17 protein-coding genes and 1 pseudogene are annotated in these 18649 nt (G+C 73.9%); 13 read left to right on the forward strand and 5 right to left on the reverse strand.

Features of this window, described 5'->3' with window-relative positions; genetic code table 11:
- Nucleotides 1-3 precede the first annotated feature (3 nt).
- Nucleotides 4-693 carry a TIGR03089 family protein gene (locus AB0B83_RS01105; protein ID WP_357576421.1) on the reverse strand — a complete coding sequence of 230 codons (690 nt, stop codon included), beginning with the start codon at nt 691-693 and terminating at the stop codon, nt 4-6.
- A 150-nt stretch (nt 694-843) separates the two neighbouring features.
- On the opposite strand from AB0B83_RS01105, the gene AB0B83_RS01110 reads away from it, so the two are divergent.
- Both AB0B83_RS01110 and AB0B83_RS01115 read left to right on the forward strand, forming a co-directional pair.
- Nucleotides 844-1989: a glycosyltransferase family 1 protein gene (locus tag AB0B83_RS01110; RefSeq protein ID WP_311414325.1), complete on the forward strand. Its 1146-nt coding sequence runs from the start codon at nt 844-846 to the stop codon at nt 1987-1989.
- Nucleotides 1990-2050: 61 nt separating this feature from the next.
- On the forward strand, nt 2051-3142 hold the full coding sequence (locus AB0B83_RS01115) for a sugar phosphate nucleotidyltransferase (RefSeq protein ID WP_151456825.1): 1092 nt from the start codon (nt 2051-2053) through the stop codon (nt 3140-3142).
- On the opposite strand, the gene AB0B83_RS01120 is transcribed toward AB0B83_RS01115, so the two are convergent.
- Complete coding sequence (locus tag AB0B83_RS01120) at nt 3111-3770, reverse strand: NUDIX hydrolase (protein ID WP_357576422.1); 660 nt, start codon at nt 3768-3770, stop codon at nt 3111-3113. The two genes, AB0B83_RS01115 and AB0B83_RS01120, sit on opposite strands and share 32 nt — an antisense overlap.
- 39 nt (nt 3771-3809) lie before the next feature.
- Here AB0B83_RS01120 and AB0B83_RS01125 point away from each other — a divergent pair, with 39 nt between their 5' ends.
- Both AB0B83_RS01125 and AB0B83_RS01130 read left to right on the forward strand, forming a co-directional pair.
- Entirely contained in the window at nt 3810-4844 is a 1035-nt protein-coding gene (locus AB0B83_RS01125; protein ID WP_357576423.1) for a hypothetical protein, read from the forward strand.
- A 281-nt stretch (nt 4845-5125) separates the two neighbouring features.
- On the forward strand, nt 5126-6130 hold the full coding sequence (locus tag AB0B83_RS01130; protein WP_357576424.1) for a winged helix-turn-helix domain-containing protein: 1005 nt from the start codon (nt 5126-5128) through the stop codon (nt 6128-6130).
- A 63-nt stretch (nt 6131-6193) separates the two neighbouring features.
- On the opposite strand, the gene AB0B83_RS01135 is transcribed toward AB0B83_RS01130, so the two are convergent.
- Together AB0B83_RS01135 and cofD are read right to left on the reverse strand one after the other, a co-directional pair.
- Nucleotides 6194-7282 (reverse strand): coenzyme F420-0:L-glutamate ligase, encoded by a 1089-nt coding sequence (locus tag AB0B83_RS01135; protein WP_357576425.1) that lies wholly within the window; start codon nt 7280-7282, stop codon nt 6194-6196.
- Nucleotides 7279-8226 (reverse strand): 2-phospho-L-lactate transferase, encoded by a 948-nt coding sequence (gene cofD, locus AB0B83_RS01140; RefSeq protein WP_357576426.1) that lies wholly within the window; start codon nt 8224-8226, stop codon nt 7279-7281. Before cofD ends, AB0B83_RS01135 begins: the two co-directional genes overlap by 4 nt.
- A gap of 98 nt (nt 8227-8324) precedes the next feature.
- Between cofD and AB0B83_RS01145 the strand changes: the two genes are divergently transcribed.
- The 3 genes from AB0B83_RS01145 (at nt 8325) to AB0B83_RS01155 (ending at nt 12845) form a co-directional block, all read left to right on the forward strand.
- A complete protein-coding gene (locus tag AB0B83_RS01145; protein ID WP_357576427.1) occupies nt 8325-9275 on the forward strand; it encodes a hypothetical protein in 951 nt (316 codons plus the stop codon).
- Nucleotides 9276-9456: 181 nt separating this feature from the next.
- Nucleotides 9457-11964: a bifunctional FO biosynthesis protein CofGH gene (locus AB0B83_RS01150; RefSeq protein WP_357576428.1), complete on the forward strand. Its 2508-nt coding sequence runs from the start codon at nt 9457-9459 to the stop codon at nt 11962-11964.
- 623 nt (nt 11965-12587) lie between these two features.
- The gene (locus AB0B83_RS01155) at nt 12588-12845 is read left to right on the forward strand and encodes a WhiB family transcriptional regulator (protein WP_088980572.1); all 258 of its coding nucleotides are present in this window, start codon (nt 12588-12590) and stop codon (nt 12843-12845) included.
- A gap of 35 nt (nt 12846-12880) precedes the next feature.
- On the opposite strand, the gene AB0B83_RS01160 is transcribed toward AB0B83_RS01155, so the two are convergent.
- On the reverse strand, nt 12881-13330 hold the full coding sequence (locus AB0B83_RS01160; RefSeq protein ID WP_089001916.1) for a metallopeptidase family protein: 450 nt from the start codon (nt 13328-13330) through the stop codon (nt 12881-12883).
- A 198-nt stretch (nt 13331-13528) separates the two neighbouring features.
- On the opposite strand from AB0B83_RS01160, the gene AB0B83_RS01165 reads away from it, so the two are divergent.
- From AB0B83_RS01165 to AB0B83_RS01190, 6 genes and pseudogenes are all read left to right on the forward strand, one after another.
- Nucleotides 13529-13897 (forward strand): DUF3499 domain-containing protein, encoded by a 369-nt coding sequence (locus AB0B83_RS01165; RefSeq protein ID WP_132233538.1) that lies wholly within the window; start codon nt 13529-13531, stop codon nt 13895-13897.
- Between the two features lie 448 nt (nt 13898-14345).
- Nucleotides 14346-14880, forward strand: a pseudogene (locus AB0B83_RS01170) (Scr1 family TA system antitoxin-like transcriptional regulator).
- A complete protein-coding gene (locus tag AB0B83_RS01175) occupies nt 14871-15071 on the forward strand; it encodes a DUF397 domain-containing protein (protein WP_357576429.1) in 201 nt (66 codons plus the stop codon). The pseudogene AB0B83_RS01170 and the gene AB0B83_RS01175 overlap by 10 nt, the downstream one beginning before the upstream one ends.
- A 288-nt stretch (nt 15072-15359) precedes the next feature.
- On the forward strand, nt 15360-16544 hold the full coding sequence (locus AB0B83_RS01180; protein ID WP_357576430.1) for a spermidine/putrescine ABC transporter substrate-binding protein: 1185 nt from the start codon (nt 15360-15362) through the stop codon (nt 16542-16544).
- A gap of 5 nt (nt 16545-16549) precedes the next feature.
- Complete coding sequence (locus AB0B83_RS01185) at nt 16550-17716, forward strand: ABC transporter ATP-binding protein (protein WP_357576431.1); 1167 nt, start codon at nt 16550-16552, stop codon at nt 17714-17716.
- Complete coding sequence (locus AB0B83_RS01190) at nt 17713-18627, forward strand: ABC transporter permease (protein ID WP_357576432.1); 915 nt, start codon at nt 17713-17715, stop codon at nt 18625-18627. Before AB0B83_RS01185 ends, AB0B83_RS01190 begins: the two co-directional genes overlap by 4 nt.
- Nucleotides 18628-18649 lie beyond the last annotated feature (22 nt).

The following is an 18649-nucleotide window of genomic DNA, read 5'->3' on the forward strand; positions in this document are numbered from 1 at the left end:
CCGTCAGGGGAGGGGGCGGGTCACCCGTTCCGTGGTGGTGCGGGTGGGGAGGGTGGACGGGTCCAGGTTGGCGCAGAGGACCGTGGTGGCGGTGGCCGTCAACGGGGCGAGCAGCCAGTCGACCGGATCGGGATACCTCCCCGTGTCGATCAGGACCCGGTCGCCGGACGCGATGCCCAGTTCCGTGGCGCGGGCGGTCGCGCGGCCCAGCAGCGCCGCCTCGCCCGGGCCGCCGGGGGCGTACGGGCTGAAGTGGTCGCCGTGGGCGCGTACCTCCGACACGTAGTCGGCGAAGCCGGGCGGCACCTGGCGCATCGGCAGGGCGAACGGGTCGAGGGCGAGGACGTACCGCTCGCCCGCCGACCAGGCGTCCGCCTCGGCCACCCGGGTCGCGGCGGTGAAGAGCACGTCCACGTCGCCCGGCGTGTCGGCGACGGTCAGCCCCGCCGACCAGCAGCCGAGCAGCACCGCGGCGGTCTGCCAGTGCGGGGGCAGCGACACCCCGGCGACGTCGCCGGGGCCCACGGCCACCTCGTCGACGAGCAGGTTGGCCGTCTTGGCCACCCAGTTCGCCAGCGTGGCTCCGGAGAGCTCGGTCCGTTCGCCCGTGGCGTCGTCGTACCAGGTCAGCAGCGGTCGGGTCGGGTCGGTCGCGATCGCGTCGGCGAAGACCCGGGCAATGTTGTCGGCCATCGGCGCGAACGATACGCCCCCGGTGGCCGTAGTCGATGACAGCGAGAAGTCGGCGTACCGTCGGGTCGCAGTCAGCGTCCGCGCCGGGCTCCGGCGTAGGCTTGCCGGAGTGTTGTTCCCCACAGTTCCGTCAGTTCAAGGAGTCGCCCCGTGACCGCCGGCCGCCCGCCCCGCGTGCTCATCGACGCCACGAGTGTCCCCGTCGACCGTGGTGGTGTCGGTCGATACGTCGACGGCCTGCTCGGCGCCCTCGGCAAGGTGTGCGGATCGGGGGTGGAGTTGGCCGTCGTCTGCCTGCGTACCGACCTGGAGCGCTACACTCGGATGCTGCCCGGTGCGGAGATCGTCCCGGCCCCGGCGGCCGTCGCGCACCGCCCCGCCCGGCTCGCCTGGGAGCAGACCGGCCTGCCGCTGCTCGCCCAGCAGGTGGGCGCGCAGGTGCTGCACTCGCCCTTCTACACCTGTCCGCTGCGCGCCGGCTGCCCCGTCACGGTGACCGTGCACGACGCGACGTTCTTCACCGAGCCGGAGCACTACGACAAGTCGCGGCGCACCTTCTTCCGCAGCGCGATCAAGACGTCGCTGCGCCGCGCCAACCGGGTGATCGTGCCGAGCAAGGCCACCCGGGACGAGCTGATCCGGCTGCTCGACGCGGACCCCACCCGGATCGACGTGGCCTACCACGGCGTCGACCACGCGGCCTTCCACGCGCCCAGCGACGAGGAGAAGGCCCGGGTCCGGGCCCGGCTGGGGCTCGGCGGCACCAATTACGTGGCCTTCCTCGGGGCCAAGGAGCCGCGCAAGAACGTGCCGAACCTGATCCGCGGCTGGGCCCGCGCGGTGGCCGAGCGGGCGGATCCGCCGGCCCTGGTGATCGCCGGCGGCCAGGGGCACGACGACGACATCGACCGTGCGGTGGCGGAGGTCCCGTCGCACCTGCGGCTGCTCCGCCCCGGCTATCTCCGCTACGCGGACCTGCCCGGCTTCCTCGGCGGGGCGCTGGTGGCCGCCTACCCGTCCTACGGGGAGGGTTTCGGCCTGCCGATCCTGGAGGCGATGGCGTGCGCCGCCCCGGTGCTCACCACGCCCCGGCTGTCGCTGCCGGAGGTGGGCGGCGACGCGGTCGCGTACACCAGCGAGGCGCCCGACCAGATCGCCACGGACCTGGCCGCGCTGCTCGACGACGAGCAGCGGCGGTTGTCCCTGGCCAAGGCCGGGTTCGACCGGGCCAAGGAGTTCACCTGGGAGTCCAGCGCCGAGGTGCACATCGCCGCCTGGAGCCGGGCCCGGGCCTGACCGCCCTGGCGGGCGGCGCGAGAATGCGTCCCCGGTCAGGCGAATCGGGCATGATGTGCGGGTGATCTACGCCGTGATCCCGGCGGGTGGCAGTGGCACGAGATTGTGGCCACTGTCCCGCGCCGGCCATCCCAAGTTCCTCCACCCGCTGACCGGCTCCGCCGCCTCGCTGCTCCAGGCGACGGTGGACCGGCTGGGTCCGCTGACCACCGCCGAACGCACCCTGGTGGTCACCGGGACCGCGCACGTGACGGCGGTGGCGCGCCAGCTCGCCGGGCTGCCGGAAGAGAACATCCTGGTCGAGCCCTCGCCCCGGGACTCGTGCGCGGCGATCGCCCTGGCCGCCGCGGTCATCGCGCGGCGCGACCCGGAGGCGGTGATGGGTTCCTTCGCCGCGGACCACCTGATCGGTGACCCGGAGCGCTGGCGGGAGGTCGTCCGGGAGGCGGTACGCGGCGCCGAGCAGGGCCTGCTGATGACGGTCGGCATCACCCCGACCCGGGCCGAGACCGGCTACGGCTACCTCCAGACCGGCGACCCGGTCGACGGTGGCCCGCTGCGGCCGGTGGCCGAGTTCAAGGAGAAGCCGAGCGCCGAGGTGGCCGAGGCGTACCTCCGCTCCGGGCGGCACCTCTGGAACGCCAGCATGTTCGTCTGGCGGGTCGACGTGTTCCTCGCCGAGCTGGCCCGCCAGCAGCCCGCCCTGCACGCCGGGATCGTTGCGATCGCCGAGGCGTGGGGCACCGAGGAGCAGGACGACGTGCTCGGCACGGTCTGGCCGACGCTGCCGAAGATCTCCGTCGACTACGCGGTGATGGAGGGCGCGGCGACCGCCGGCCGGGTGGCGACCGTGCCGGGCGACTTCGGCTGGAACGACGTCGGCGACTTCCACACCCTGGGCGAGGTGCTGCCCGCCGACGCGGACGGCAACGTGGTGCTCGGTGCCGACGCCAAGCCGGGGGTGCTGCTGCGGGACAGCGCCGGACTGGTGGTGGTGCCCCACTCCGGGCGGCTGGTGGCTGCCGTCGGCGTGCGCGACCTGGTCATCGTCGACACCCCGGACGCGCTGCTGGTCTGCCCCCGCGACCGGGCGCAGGACGTGAAGAAGGTCGTCGACGAGCTCAAGGAACGGGGCGAAGAGGGGCTCGTCTGAGCGTCGCCAGGGCTGGGGCGACCAGGTGCGCCGTCCCGCCGGCCAGCGGCTCCGGCAGCCGGTCCGGCGGGAACCAGCCCAGCGCCTCGGACTCCTCGCTGACCCGCTCCACGGCCCCGGCCGGGGCGAGCACGGCGAAGCGCACGTCGTAATGCAGCGAGCCGCCCTGGCAGCTCACGGGGTGGATGTCGACGTCGATCGGGACGGGGTCGATCCGCAGGCCGGCGATGCCGGACTCCTCGCCGGCCTCGCGCAGGGCGGCGGCGGCGAGGGTCCGGTCGGCCGGCTCGCAGTGGCCGCCGAGCTGCACCCACCGCCGGAACTTGCCGTGCAGGCAGAGCAGCACCCGCGACCCGGTGGCGTCGAGCACCAGCGCGCTCGCCGTGACGTGCCCGGGCCGGTGCGCCCGGCTCATCGCCACCGGCCCGGCGGCCAGCAGCGCGACCGTACGGTCGCGGGCTTCGGCGGCGGCCGGGCCGGTCGGCTCCCACCGGCTCAGCGTCGCGACGGCGTCGGCGTGCAGGGCCGCGTACACCTCGGCGTGCCGCGCCTCGTCCGGCTCGGCGGGCGCGGCCGCGTGCGGCTCCGCGTCCGACGGTCGGGAGGCGGCGGTGGGGAAGTCGGCCATGTCGACACTGTACGAGCCGACGCTTCGTACCCTGGCGCGGTGACCCTGCGACTGTTGGAGTTCGTCGTGGCCGGCAACGAGGCCAGCGACCTGCTGCCGGTTCGCTCCGTGCCGCTGCTGCGGGCGCACGGTGCCCGGCGGGGCTTCTGGACCGTGCTCGACGAGGGGCCGGTGGAGCACTGCCTGGCCCTGCTGCTGGAGCTGGACGACGGCCGCTGGGTCGCCCACCACGTGGCCGCCGACGCCGGGGCCGAGAACGGCCGCACGGAGGACGGCGAGGCGCTCGCCCACCACGACGGCTGGGTGTACGTCTTCGGGTCCCACTTCGGTTCGAAGGCGGGGCCGCTGCGCCCGCGACGCGCCTTCGTGGCCCGGTTCCGCGAGGACGACGCGGCGGCGGGCCCCCTGCCGGTGCAGGTGGTCCGCAACCGGTTCCGGCTGCACCGGGCGGTCAACGACGCCCTGCTCGCGGCGGCGTTCACCCCGTTGCCGCCGGGCGAGCGGGTGCGGGCCCGGTTCATCGGGGAGACCGTCGCCCGGGGCACCGCCCGGTCGAAGGGCTGGGTCAGCCGGCTCGTCCCCGACGACCTGCCGCTGAACGTGGAGGCGGCGGCCTTCACGCCGGCCGGCGGGGTCCTGCTCGGACTGCGGTTCCCGGTCACCGCCGACGGCGAGCCGATCCTGGTCGAGCTGACCGGTGTGCCGGAGATGTTCGACCCGGCGCCCAGCTGGCCACGGGCGGCAGGGGCGTACGTCCTGACGGGGGTGACGCCGCCCGGCGCGCTGGCCGGCTTCCGGGCGATCACGCCCACGGACGACGGCGGCTACGCGGCGATCGTCGGGTCGATCGACGCGCTGGGCAAGGGTTCGGTGCTGCTCGACGACCATCCGGCCGGCGGCGAGGTCACCTCCCGGCACGTGCGGTTTCCCGCACCCGGCGACAAGCATCTGGTCCCCGGCGAGCTGGTGGCGGACCTGGCGCCGTTCCACCACGTGGAGGGGGTGGCCGAGTGGGACGGGCAGAGCTTCTACGTCACCGACGAGGACCATCGGGTGGCGCTCTGGGTCGCCTGAGCTGTGGTGGACCGGCGGCCGGACGACACCTCCGCGGAACACGGCCGCAGACCCTCGTGGTGCCGCCCGGTCGCCGGTCTCTCCCCGTCCCCCGGGTGCCCGTTTCCAGGCGCGTCGGGTGACGTGCCCGCCCCCGTGTACGGGCAGTGAGAGCATGCCGAACGGCCCCCGGAGGCGTCGAGGTCTTTCAGTCCACGCTTAAAGACGGAGATAAGTGCCGGCCAGGTACAGTGCAAACGGTTGCCAGGCATCCCCTCTGCCGGGCGACGCGGGAGCCGTCCATGCTGAAGATCTACTTTTCCGCCGAGGACATCCTCCGGACCCGGGTGGCTCCGGCGGCGGATCCGGTGTGGGAGCTGGTTCTCAGCCTGCACCTGCTGCCCGGCCGTGGCCGGGATCCGCTGCTGGCGGGCTGGCGGCGTAGCGTCACGCAGGGGCTGCGCGAGGTCAGTGACTCGGCGGGGCTGCGCCTCCTGCTGACGCTCAACCCGCCCCGCGGCTACTTCCCCGACTTCCTCACCCCGTACGAGAGCGTGTCGGGGTTCGACGCCGGCATGGAGGCGGTCCGCAGCACCCCCACGGCCCTGCTGCAACGCGACCTGGCGCTGCTCGCCGCCAACAGTGCCCTGCCCGTCGGCGCCGGGGCGCTGGCCCGGGGGGAGCCGGACATCCTGCGCGGTCTGACCGGCGCCATGGAGCGCTACCGGGGCCTGGCGATCGACCCGTACTGGACCCGGATCCAGGCCGCGGTGGAGGCCGACCGGGCCCGGCGGGCCCGCGCCCTGCTCGACGGCGGGGTGGAGGGGCTGCTGGCCAGCATGCGGCCCGCCATGCGCTGGGAGGACGGCGTGCTGGAGATCCGCGACTACCCGCACAGCCGGGAGCTGCACCTGGGCGGGCGCGGCCTGCTGCTGGTGCCGTCGTTCTTCTGCGCGGCCACGCCGGTCGCCCTCCTCGATCCGGCGCTGCGCCCGGTCCTCGTCTATCCGGTGGACCGGCTCGGCGGCCTGCTGACGGCCTCCGGCGAGGGCGGCGGCCCCGGTGCGTCGGATCCGGGGCGGGAGGCGTTGGCGGCGCTGCTCGGCCGGACCCGGGCCGCAGTGCTGGCGGCCAGCGACGACGGCTGCACCACCGGCGAGGTGGCCCGCCGGCTCAACATCTCGGCCGCCGCCGCGAGCCAGCACACCACCGTGCTGCGCAACGCCGGCCTGCTGGTCAGCCAGCGCGACCGCAACACCGTCCTGCACACCCTGACCCCGTTGGGGCGGGCGATGCTCAACTCCTGAGCGCGCCCGGTGCCGTCAGCCGGGTCCCGGTCGAGGGACGGCTTCCTGTCCGCCGGGGTGCCCTCAGAGGGCGAGCGCGGCGCTGGCGGTGGTGCCCGGGGGCGGGGGGAGCAGCAGGGAGGCGACACCCTCGGCCGCCAGGGCGGCGCGGAGGCGTTGCAGGTCGGCGCCGAAGCGGACCAGGTCGACCGGGCCGGCCGGGGTGGCCGGGGAACCGAGCACCAGCGTCGTCGCCTCCGCCGGCCAGCCGGGCACCCGGGAGGTCAGCCCGGCGCGGGCCTCCTCGTCGGAGACCAGGCTGAAGACCGTCCCGGGCGCGACCACGCCCGCGACCGTGCCGATCGCCCGGCGTACGGCCTCCGGGTCGGGCGGGCTCGGGTTGGGGCCGTCCGGCAGGGTGGCGGCGGCGGCCAGCCCGGCGGCCCTCGCCTCGGCGGTGCCCAGCGAGAAGAGGTCCATCGACGCGTCCCGGACCAGCGCCGACGCGCCGACGCCGTCGTCGGGCCGGGGCGCGGTGAGGTAGCCGCGCACCACCGCGACGGGCATCTGGTCACACTTGCCCTTGATCAGCTCGCCCGCGCCGGCCAGCTCGTCCACCACCGCCATCTGGGTGAGCTGGAGCTCGTTGCCGTACGGGTCGACCTCGCCCCGGTGGTCGCGGATCGCGTCCATCCCGGCGACGCCGAGCGCCACGTCGGTGAGCCCGTTGCGCCAGGGCCGGCCCATCGTGTCGCTGACGATCACCGCGACGTCCACGCCGTGGCGCTCGTGCAGGGCGGCGCGCAGCGCCCGGGCGGAGGCGTCCGGGTCCTCGGGGAGCAGCACCAGCCGGGTCTTGTCGACGTTCGAGGCGTCGATGCCGGCCGACGCCATCACGAAGCCGTGGTGGGTCTGCACGATCCGGGTCGCGCCCCGGGTGGCCACCACCCGCGCCGTCTCGGCGGCCAGCACCTCGTCCCGCGCGGCGAGCCGCTCGGGCCCGTCCGCCGGGACGTCGACGAGGCGCCCCTCCGCCTTCGAGACGATCTTGCTGGTCACCACCAGCACGTCGCCGTCGCGCAACCAGGGCGCGGCGGTGGCGATCAGGGCCGCCAGGTCGTCGCCCTCGGACACGTGGCCGATGCCCGGCACCGGCAGGATCTCAAGCCTCACGTCAGCTCCAGCGCGGCGCGGACCATGGCCGCCGTCGCCGCCTCGTCGGTCATCCGCAGCGGTGCCGCGCGGACCGTCACCTCCGGCACCACCGTGCCGGCGTCCTCCTCGGCGACCAGCCAGCCGTCGAGCAGCCCGCCGGCCGACCGGCCGCCGTAGAGCCGGCCCACGCCGGCCGCGCTGCACTCCACCCCGAGCACCGCCAGGCAGCGGTCGGCCATGCCGCGCACCGGCGCGCCGCCGATGATCGGCGACACGCCGACCACCGGCACGGGGCCGTCGGAGACCGCCTCGCGCAGCCCGGGCACGGCCAGGATCGGGGCGACGCTCACGACCGGGTTGCTCGGCGCGATCAGCACCACGTCGGCCCCGGCGACGGCCTCCAGCACGCCGGGCGCCGGCCGGGCGGCCTCCGCGCCGACGAAGACGAACCGGTGGGTGGGGACGTCGCCGCGGTGGCGTACCCACCACTCCTGGAAGTGGATCGCCCGCTGGCCGCCGTCGAGATCCACCACCACGTGCGTCTCCAGCCGGTCGTCGGTCGCCGGCAGCATGCGTACGCCGGGCTGCCAGCGGGCGGCGAGCGCCTCGGTGACGGCGTGCAGCGGGTAGCCGGCGTTGACCATCGTGGTCCGCACCAGGTGGGTGGCGATGTCCTTGTCGCCGAGCCCGAACCAGCTCGGCTCGGCGCCGTACGCGGCCAGTTCCTGCTTGACCGTCCAGCTCTCGCCGACGCGCCCCCAGCCCCGCTCCGGATCCGCGCCGCCACCCAGCGTGTACATCACGCTGTCCAGGTCGGGGCAGACCTTGAGCCCGTGCAGGAGCAGATCGTCGCCGACGTTGACCACGGCGGTCACCTCGGCACCGACCTCGCGGGCGTACGCCCGCACGCCGACCAGGAAGCGAGCACCTCCGATGCCGCCCGTCAGAACCACGATGCGCATGCGCCCATCCTCGCGTACGGGCCGCCTCCGGTCCGCGCGTGGGCCGGGAGACTAGGCTCACGTCGGCAACTGTCCGCATTCGCCCCGAGGGGGATCCCGTGACCAGCCCCGCCGAGCCCGCGTCCACCGACGCGACGCAGGCCAGCCAACTGACCAAGCCGCTGCGTGAACTCGCCGCGTTCGTGCTCCTCGGCGCGAACGCCGTGTTCCTCTTCGTCGGCCTGATCCGGCTGGTGACGCCCACCGAGTACAGCACGATCGGCGGGCGGGCGGGCAGCGCCTTCTTCGCCTTCGTCGGCGTGGAGTCGGTGTTCCTGCCGCTGCTGGCCGTGCTGCTCGCCACGCACGTGAAGCCCCCGGTGCCGAAGGCGAAGCTGATCACCCAGGTCGCCCTGGGCGAGTACGCCGTCAGCGCGCTGTTCGGCGGGCTGACCTTCCTCTTCTGGACGGTCGACCGGCTGGCCGAGGGCGAGATCCTCGACGCCTTCCTGGGCCTGCTGAGCCGCGTGGCCTGGCTGGCGCTGTTCGCCGTCGCCGCGTACGTCGTGTTCAAGGTCTGGCGCACCCTCTACTACGTGCCGAAGCCGAAGCCGCAGCCCGGCGTGTACGGCCAGCCGCAGCCCGGCTGGCCCCAGCAGCAGGGCGGCTACCCCGCCCCGGGCCAGCAGGCCCCGGGTCAGCAGGTTCCCGGTCAGCAGGTTCCCGGTCAGCAGGTTCCCGGGCAGCAGGGCGGCTGGCAGGCGCCGGGCCCCTACGGCGCCCCGTACGGTCAGCAGCCCGCGCCGTACGCCGGCGGCCCGCAGCCGGGCTCGCCGTTCGCCCCGGCCCCGCAGTCGGCGCCCCCGGCCCCGCAGTCCGCGCCCCCGTTCGGCCAGCCGCAGAGCGCCCCGCCGTTCGGCCAGCCGCCCTCGGCCGACCCCACGCAGGCGATCCCGCGCCAGCCCGTCGAGCCGGCGGAGCCCACCCAGGCGATTCCGCGTCCCGCCGCCGACGAGACCGACCGGACCCAGCACATCAACCCCGGCGAGAGCCCCGACGCCCCGCGCTGACCGCGACCCCGCCCCACCCGAGAGCCCCGACGCCCCGCACGGCTCCCCGTGCGGGGCGCTCGCCGTCCCACCCCGACTGCCCCCTCCCACCCCAACTGGGCGTGGGTAGGAGTGCGCTGGGTCACCGTGTGGGCCGGGTGGGTGAGGTGGGACGGGGCGGATGAGCGCCTAGGCTGGGCGGATGGTTGATCGCACCGTGCCCGGCCCGACCGATGCGAGCGTGCGGCGGGCACTGCACCGGGCCGCGAGTGGGCGGGCGCTCGACGTCGACGAGGCCGCCGCGCTGCTGGCCGCCCGGGGCGGGGCGCTGGACGAACTGCTCGACGTGGCGGGCGCCGTGCGCGACGCCGGGCTGCGCGAGGCCGGGCGGCCGGGCGTGGTCACGTACTCGAAGAAGGTCTTCATTCCTCTCACCCGGCTGTGCCGGGACCGGTGCCACTACTGCACCTTCGCGACCGTGCCGCACCGGCTGCCGGCGGCCTTCCTCGACCGGGACGAGGTCCTCGCCATCGCGCGGGCGGGCGCGGCGCAGGGCTGCAAGGAGGCCCTGTTCACGCTCGGCGACCGGCCGGAGGAGCGCTGGCCGGCGGCCCGGCAGTGGCTGGACGAGCGCGGCTACGACTCGACCCTCGACTACCTGCGCGCCTGCGCGGTGGCGGTGCTGGAGGAGACCGGGCTGCTGCCGCACCTGAACCCGGGCGTGCTCTCCTGGTCGGAGTTGCAGCGGCTCAAGCCCGTCGCGCCCAGCATGGGGATGATGCTGGAGACCACGGCGACGCGGCTGTGGTCGGAGCCGGGCGGCCCGCACTTCGGCTCCCCGGACAAGGAGCCGGCGGTACGGCTGCGGGTGCTCGACGACGCGGGCCGGGTCGGCGTGCCGTTCACCACCGGCATCCTGATCGGCATCGGCGAGACGCCCGCCGAGCGGGTCGACGCGATCTTCGCGATCCGCCGGGCGCACCGCGAGTACGGCCACCTCCAGGAGGTGATCGTGCAGAACTTCCGCGCGAAGCCGGACACGGCGATGCGCGGGATGCCCGACGCGGAGCTGCACGACCTGGCCGCCACGGTGGCGGTGGCCCGGGTGCTGCTCGGGCCGAAGGCCCGGATCCAGGCCCCGCCGAACCTCATCGCGGGCGAGTACGACCTGCTGCTGCGCGCCGGCATCGACGACTGGGGCGGGGTCTCGCCGCTGACGCCGGACCACGTGAACCCGGAGCGTCCCTGGCCGCAGATCGACGAGCTGGCCCGGCACACGGAGAAGTCCGGCTTCACCCTGCGCGAGCGGCTGACGATCTACCCCGAGTACGTGCGGGCCGGCGACCCGTGGCTGGATCCGCGCCTGCTGCCGCACGTCGGCGCGCTGGCCGACCCGGCGACGGGGCTGGCCGTGGAGGAGGCCCGACCGGTGGGCCGGCCCTGGCAGGAGCCCGACGAGACGTACGGCGGCCGGACCGACCTGCACGCCACCATCGACACCACCGGGCGCACCGGCGACCGGCGCGGCGACTTCGACCACGTCTACGGCGACTGGTCGGAGGTGGCCGGCAAGGTCACCGCCGGGGTCGGGGGCGGGACCGACGGCGACCTGCGGGCGGGGCTGCGGCTGGCGGCCGACGACCCGGCGGCGCTGCTGGAGCCCCGGCACGCCGACGCCGCGCTGGCGCTGTTCGCCGCCGACGGGCCGGCGCTCGACGAGCTGTGCCGGCTCGCCGACGACGTCCGCCGGGCGGCGGTCGGCGACGACGTGACGTACGTGGTCAACCGCAACATCAACTTCAGCAACGTCTGCTACGTCGGCTGCCGCTTCTGCGCCTTCGCCCAGCGGGAGCGCGACGCCGACGCGTACCGCCTCTCCGTCGACCAGGTCGCCGACCGGGCCGAGGAGGCGTGGGCGGCCGGCGCCAGCGAGGTCTGCCTCCAGGGCGGGATCGACCCGAAGCTGCCGGTGACCGTCTACGCCGACCTGGTCCGGGCGATCAAGGCGCGGGTGCCGGGGATGCACGTGCACGCATTCTCGCCGATGGAGATCGTCACCGCCGCCGCAAAGGCCGGCGTGTCGGTGCGGGAGTGGCTGACCGGGCTGCGTGAGGCCGGGCTGGACACCATCCCGGGCACCGCCGCCGAGATCCTCGACGACGACGTGCGCTGGGTGCTCACCAAGGGCAAACTGCCGGCCGCCGCCTGGGTCGACGTGGTCGGCACGGCCCACGAGCTCGGCATCCGGTCCAGCTCCACCATGATGTACGGCCACGTGGACCACCCCGGACAGTGGCTCGCGCACTTCCGGGTGCTGGCCGGGCTGCAGGACCGTACGGGCGGGTTCACCGAGTTCGTGGCGCTGCCGTTCGTGCACACGAACGCGCCGATCTACCTGGCCGGCATCGCCCGCCCGGGGCCGACGTGGCGGGAGAACCGGGTCGTGCACGCGATGGCCCGGCTGCTGCTGCACGGCCGGATCGACAACATCCAGTGCTCGTGGGTGAAGCTCGGCGACGAGGGCACGGCGGCGATGCTGCGGGGCGGCTGCAACGACCTGGGCGGCACGCTGATGGAGGAGACGATCTCCCGGATGGCCGGCTCCGGCAACGGCTCGGCCCGTACCGAGGAGCAGTTGATCGCCATCGCGACGGCCGCCGGACGGCCGGCCCGCAGGCGCACGACGGCGTACGGCAGCCCTCGTCCATAGCGGACGTCGTGCGGCACGCCGCCGGCCTGACTCGTCCGCCTCGCCTGTACCGCCTGGTGGGACGAACGGCCATCGGTGGGTGGGATTTCTGTCGCAAGTGGAGGGACGGCCGGATCCGTCCGGCACAGCAGCGTGTCGGCGGCCCGCCGCGATCCGCGGTACGCGGTCGCCCCGCCGCGCCGCGTCCACATCGTGGGCTCAGCGCCGTCGACGTTCCCGGCTCGACGGGCGGTCCGGGCCAACTCGGGTTAACCTGTGCCCCACCAAGATCAACGAATCGTGGTTGGTCACTTCCGAGGGTCCTCATCGGCCTTCCCAGTCGGGTCGGCGGGGAGGCGCCACGGGAGAAAACTCGGGCAACTCGCCGGAGAGGGCGTTACTCGGCCGGGGTCTGAATCGATAGGGCAGGTTGCGAGGCCGGGTGGCCGGGTGGCCGTCCGGAGTGTTGTCGGGAGGACGACTCCATTATCAAGTTCGGCTTGACGGCGCACGCATTACACGCGTGTAATTTGAATGGGGTTGTTCGCACGGAACGCAACAAATCGGGACCGTACGGACAAGCACGCCTTCCGCGTGGGGGGTTGCAGCGGCGATGACGCCGGTGCGCGACAAGGAGGCATCTGATGGACGGCCAGCTTGAGGTGGCCGACCTGCTCGGAAACGCGCCGGAGTGGCAGGAGCGGGCGCTTTGCTCCCAGACCGATCCGGAGGCGTTCTTTCCCGAGAAGGGCGGCTCGACCCGCGAGGCGAAGCGGATCTGCTCGCGCTGCGAGGTGAAGACGGAGTGCCTCGAATACGCTCTCGGCCACGACGAGCGGTTCGGGATCTGGGGCGGGCTCTCCGAGCGGGAGCGGCGCAAGCTCAAGCGGCGGGTCGCCTGAGCGTTGCCGGGCCGGGGCGGTGGGGGCCGCCCGGCTCAGGCCAACTCGTCGGGGTCCACCCCGAGCAGATTGGCCACCTGTTCGATGATCACGTCGTGCACGAGATCCGCGAGGTCCTCGCGATCCATTGCACGGAACTCCAGCGGCCGGCGGTAGAGCACGATCCGCGGGGGCACCTCCTGCCGGCCGGGGCGACCCGGCAGCAGCCGGGCGAGCGGCACCTCGCCGTCCTCCAGCACATCGGAGTCGTAGACGTTGAGGTCCGGCGGAACGTCCTCCACAGCGAACTCGACCCCGGCCAGTTCCTTGGCGAACCGCCGTTCGAGGGTCTCGACCGTGTCCAGCACCAGGTCGTCGAAGATCTCCGCCTTCGTACGCGCCAACGGCACCGTCGCCGGCACCAGCCGCCCGCGCAGGCCGCGCCCGTGCCGGTCGCGGTGGGCGCGCCGGCCGGGGCCGGGGCGGCGGTGTTCCGGGCTCGTCATGAGGAAAGGTTAGCGCCCGCACCGACCTGGCCTGCGGCAGCGCCGCTGGCGCGGCGCGGCGCGGTCGACATCCACCGGGTGGCGCCCGCCCGCCCGGCGGCCGGCCGGGGCGCAACCGGCCGAATTGTGATCACCGTGACGGGCGTGTCGCAACGCGAAGCAGTGCGCCGGACCCGGTAATGGAGATACCCTGCCGCCGTGAGGTCACCACGGCGCTGCTCCCGTAACGGCTGCCCCCGGCAAGCGGTCGCCACGCTGACCTATGTCTACAACGAGTCGACAGCGGTGGTCGGCCCCCTGGCGGCGTTCGCCGAGCCGCACACGTACGACCTCTGTGAACCGCACGCCCGGAGCCTGACGGCGCCGCGCGGCTGGGACGTGGTCCGGCACGAGGGTGAGTTCGAGCCCCCGCCGCCCACCACCGACGATCTGGTCGCCCTCGCCGAGGCCGTCCGCGAGGCCGCCCGCCCGGTGGCTCCGCGCCCGCCCGAGGACGACCAGACGGTCAACTCGACCCCCCAGACGGGCCGCCGGGGCCACCTCCGCGTCATCCCCCCGAACCACTGACCCGCCGCTCGGCACCCACCTCCTCCGCCTCGATGCGTCCGGCCGCAGCCGGAGATCGCGGCGGAAGCCGTGGGCGCCGGGGAGGGAACTCCGTGGACCTAGCGGTTTGCCCGGGGCCCGAGGGGCACGCCGGGCACTGTCGAGCTGAATCGTCTACGACATCGCGGCGCTCCGCTGAGGGCTGAGTCGTTCGCGACATCAGTTCGACAGCGCAGGCGAGGTGGTCGGGCGCGGCCGGCACGCGGCCCATCCGAGGTGCGATCCCGCTCGGTCTGGTGCCTGGCCCGACGCTGCGGCGGGGCATGTCCAGGGCCTTTTCCGGGCGGTCGTCGGCCACCTCGGATGCGCGAAACAGATCCCGCCGCGACACGCCGGCAGCGCCACGACAAGGGCACGCAGCGTGGCTACCGTGCGCCCCAGTGTGATCGCGGGCGCGGGAGGTCGGACGGTGAACGAGGTACTTCGGGTGGCGATGGCCGAGAAGGGCGAGACCGCCGAGTCGCTGGCGGAGAAGGTGGGCGTCGACCCGAAGACGGCGGGGCGGTGGCTCGCCTCGGGGCGGATCCCGCACCCCAGGACCCGGATCGCCGTCGCCGAGGTCCTCGGGCGCGACGCCGCCGAGCTGTGGCCCGAGCCGTTCCGCCGCCGCGACCTGCCATGGTTCCGTCCGTGGGCCGAGCTGGAGCAGGACGCCGTCTCGATCAGGTCCTACCAGCCATCGCTGGTGCCGGGCCTGCTCCAGACCGAGGGGTATCCCCGCCGGGACGCCGTGGCACACCGGTCTCGCCGGGCCGTTCGTGCTGATCCGCCTCCCCGACGGTGCCGAGACGGCCTATGTGGACAACCAGCTTCGCGGTCAGGTGGTGACCGAGAGTGCCGACGTTGCTAGCCTGGGCGCGAGATGGGAGAGCGTCGCGGGCGAGGCGCTGCCGCGACGGCAGTCGATCGAGCTGATCGGGGAAGTGGCGACGACATGGACATGACCGACGCCCGCTGGCGCACCGCGACCCGCAGCAGCAACAACGGTGGCGACTGCGTCGAGGTGGCCGACAACCTGCCCGGTCGGGTGCTCGTGCGGGACAGCAAGGACCGCGCCGGGGGCGTGCTCGCCTTCGCGCCGGACGCCTGGCGGGCGTTCGTCGGGTCGGCCGGCCGGCGCGGGCGCGCCGGCTGATCGGGGCGGTGCCCCAGGCGTACGCCTGCCGGCGCAGCGTGCGGCGGACGGACGCCGCACCGGCGGGACAGGGCCGCCACCGCGACGGTCCGCACCGCTGCCGCGACGGTCCGCACCGCTGCCGCGGTCGAGCGGGATGTGGTCGCGTCATCGCCCTTCGCGCACGCTGACACCCGCCGTCCGTCGTCGCCGTCGGCCCATGCCAATATCTGTCGTTCACCGCACCTGACGTTCCGTCGGCGCGCCACTCCCACCTGCCCGCCGACGATGACCCAGAGGAGTCGTCACATGCGAACTCCCCTCCGGCCCCTCACCCGGCGTGGGCTGCTGACCGGCGCCCTCGGCTCGGCGGCACTGCTGGCGGCGGGCGGCTCCCTGGCCGGCTGCGGCACCACGGCCGCCACCCAGACGGAGGCCGGCTGCGTCAGCGAGGACCTGTCCGGCACCGAGAAGACGCTCACGTTCTCCAACTGGCCGCAGTACATGGACGTGGACGACGCCGACACCGCCAAGCGGCCCACCCTGGACGCGTTCGTCAAGAAGAGCGGCATCCGGGTCACCTACACCGAGGACATCAACGACAACAGGGAGTTCTTCGGCAAGGTGCAGCACCAGCTCGCGGGGTGCCAGCCCACCGGGCGGGACATCATGGTCCTCAGCGACTGGCTCGCGGCGCGGATGGTCCGGCTCGGCTGGGTCCAGAAGCTGGACAAGTCGAAGCTGCCCAACGTCCAGGCCAACCTGCTGCCCTCGCTGCGCAACCGGCCCTTCGACCCCGCGGACCACGTCGCCGTCCCGTGGCAGTCCGGCCTGGCCGGCCTCGCCTACAACGGCCGGGTCGCCAAGGAGATCCGTACGGTCGACGAGCTGCTCACCCGCCCCGACCTCCGGGGCAGGGTGACCGCGCTGGCCGAGATGAACGACACCATGGGCCTGCTGCTCCAGTCGAACGGCCACGATCCGGCGTACTTCAGCGACGCCCAGTTCGACGAAGCGCTCGCCAAGCTGAAGAAGGCCGTGGACTCGGGCCAGATCCGCCGGTTCACCGGCAACGACTACGCACCGGCACTCGCCAAGGGCGACATCGCCGCCTGCATCGGCTGGTCCGGCGACGTCATCCAGCTCGGCTTGGAGGATGACAAGATCAAATTTGTGGTGCCCGAGTCCGGGGCGATGCTCTTTTCGGACAACATGCTGGTGCCGAACAGGGCCACCCACAAGGGCAACGCCGAGCAACTTATCGACTACTACTACCAACCGGCGGTGGCCGCCCGGCTCGCGGCGTACGTCAACTACATCTGCCCCGTCCAGGGCGCGCAGGCCGAGATGGAGAAGATCGACCCAGAGCTGGCCGCCAACCCGCTCATCTTCCCCGATGACGCCATGTTCGCCAGGACGGCGGTCTTCATGGCGCTGGACGAGAAGCAGGAACGCGAGTACGAGAGCAAGTTCCAGCGGGTCATCGGGGCGTGAGCGGGATGGGTGCGACGACTGCGGGACGCGGGACCCCGGCCGGCGACCTGCGGCTGGCGCACCTCACCAAGCGGTTCGGCGGCGTCACCGCGGTGGACGACCTCAGCCTGACCGTCCCGCAGGGCTCGTTCTTCGCACTGCTCGGCCCGTCCGGCTGCGGCAAGACCACCACGCTGCGGATGATCGCCGGCCTGGAGGAGCCAACCGGCGGGCAGGTGCTGCTGGGCGAACGGGACGTCACCCGGCTGCGCCCGTACAAGCGGCCGGTGAACACCGTCTTCCAGAGCTACGCGCTCTTCCCGCACCTGGACGTCTTCGAGAACGTGGCGTTCGGCCTGCGCCGGCGGGGCATCCGCTCCGTCGACGACGAGGTCATGGGCATGCTCGCGCTGGTGCAGCTCGACGACCACGGCCACCGCCGGCCCGCCGAGCTCTCCGGCGGGCAGCAGCAGCGGGTCGCGCTGGCCCGCGCCCTCGTCAACCGCCCGCAGGTGCTGCTGCTGGACGAGCCGCTCGGCGCCCTCGACCTGAAGCTGCGCCGGCGGATGCAGCTCGAACTCAAGCGGATCCAGACCGAGGTCGGCATCACGTTCGTGCACGTCACCCACGACCAGGAGGAGGCCATGACGATGGCCGACACCGTCGCGGTGCTGAACGCCGGGCGGATCGAGCAGCTCGGCGCCCCCGCCGACCTCTACGAGTACCCGGCCACGGCGTTCGTGGCGAACTTCCTCGGCCAGTCCAACCTGCTCGCCGGCGAGGCGGCCGGCGCGGCCGGGGACGAGGTGGCGGTGTCGGCGCACGGCCGTCGCTTCTCGGTGCCCGCCGGCCGTGCGCGGGTCGACCGGGGGCCGGTCCACCTGGGCGTACGCCCGGAAAAGCTGCACCTGGTCGACTCCGTCGACCAGGTCCCCGCCGGATGCCAGCACGTCACCGGGATCGTCACCGACGCCTCCTACGTGGGGGTGAGCACCCAGTACCTGCTGCGCACCGGCTGGGGCGGCGAGCTGACCGCGTTCGTGGCCAACAGCGGCACGGCCCGTCCGCTGCCGGTGGGCGCGGAGGCGGCGGCGTACTGGGAGCCACGGCACGCCTTCCTGCTGCCCCGGGAAGCCGGTGGGCAGGACCGGAGCGCTCCGGCGCGGGACGAGCCGGTCGGCGCACCCTCGTGAGCGCTCCCGCGCGCCTGCCCGCCGGTGCCGCCCAGCCGGCGGCTCCCGGGCCACCCCGCCCGCCCGGGCGGCACCCGCTCCTGCCCTACCTGCTGCTGCTGCCCGCGGCGGCGTGGCTGCTCGTCTTCTTCGCGGTGCCGCTGCTCCAACTCGCCGCCGCCAGCCTCTACGACCCCGCCGGCTCGCTCGCCACCGGGTACGCCATGACGTGGGCCTTCGGCAACTACCCGGACGCGCTCGCCGCGTACTGGCCGCAGTTCGGGCGGTCCTTCGGCTACGCGGGCGCCGCGCTGGTGCTGGCGCTGCTGGCCGGCTACCCCCTCGCGTACGCCATCGCGCGCAAGGCCGGTCGGTGGAGGAACCTGCTGCTGGTCTGCGTGGTCGCGCCGATGTTCACCAGCTTCCTGGTGCGCACGCTGGCGTGGAAGACCATCCTGTCGGACAACGGCTGGCTCGTCGGGCTGCTGCGCGACGTGCACCTGCTCGCCCCCGACGGCCGGCTGCTGGCCACCCCCGTCGCGGTGGTGCTCGGCCTGACGTACAACTTCCTGCCCTTCCTGGTGCTGCCCCTCTACGCGAGCCTGGAGCGGCTGGACCCCCGGCTGCTGGAGGCGGCCGGCGACCTCTACGCCGGCCCGCTGCGGACCTTCCACCGGGTCACCCTGCCGCTGTCCATGCCCGGCCTGGTCGCCGGCACGCTGCTGTTCTTCATCCCGGCCAGCGGCGACTACATCAACGCCGAACTGCTCGGCACCCCCAACGAGTACATGATCGGCAACGTCATCGACTCGGCGTTCCTGGTCCGGCTGGACTACCCGCAGGGCGCGGCGCTGTCGTTCCTCCTGATGGCGGCGATCCTCGCGGTGGTCTTCGGCTACCTGCGCCGGACGGGTCCGGAGACGGTCCTGTGAGTGCGAGGAGTGCAGCGCAGCG

Origin of the sequence: Micromonospora sp. NPDC049060, assembly GCF_040649055.1 — a bacterium.
In the GTDB taxonomy this organism is placed as follows: Bacteria; Actinomycetota; Actinomycetes; order Mycobacteriales; family Micromonosporaceae; genus Micromonospora; species Micromonospora reichwaldensis.

Coding starts and splice junctions, on each gene's coding strand:
- AB0B83_RS01155 (WP_088980572.1), top strand. CDS start 12,588: ATGGACGGCCAGCTTGAGGTGGCCGACCTGCTCGGAAACGCGCCGGAG.
- AB0B83_RS01130 (WP_357576424.1), top strand. CDS start 5,126: ATGCTGAAGATCTACTTTTCCGCCGAGGACATCCTCCGGACCCGGGTG.
- AB0B83_RS01160 (WP_089001916.1), bottom strand. CDS start 13,330: ATGACGAGCCCGGAACACCGCCGCCCCGGCCCCGGCCGGCGCGCCCAC.
- AB0B83_RS01105 (WP_357576421.1), bottom strand. CDS start 693: ATGGCCGACAACATTGCCCGGGTCTTCGCCGACGCGATCGCGACCGAC.
- AB0B83_RS01185 (WP_357576431.1), top strand. CDS start 16,550: ATGGGTGCGACGACTGCGGGACGCGGGACCCCGGCCGGCGACCTGCGG.
- AB0B83_RS01175 (WP_357576429.1), top strand. CDS start 14,871: ATGGACATGACCGACGCCCGCTGGCGCACCGCGACCCGCAGCAGCAAC.
- AB0B83_RS01120 (WP_357576422.1), bottom strand. CDS start 3,770: ATGGCCGACTTCCCCACCGCCGCCTCCCGACCGTCGGACGCGGAGCCG.
- AB0B83_RS01150 (WP_357576428.1), top strand. CDS start 9,457: ATGGTTGATCGCACCGTGCCCGGCCCGACCGATGCGAGCGTGCGGCGG.
- cofD (WP_357576426.1), bottom strand. CDS start 8,226: ATGCGCATCGTGGTTCTGACGGGCGGCATCGGAGGTGCTCGCTTCCTG.
- AB0B83_RS01180 (WP_357576430.1), top strand. CDS start 15,360: ATGCGAACTCCCCTCCGGCCCCTCACCCGGCGTGGGCTGCTGACCGGC.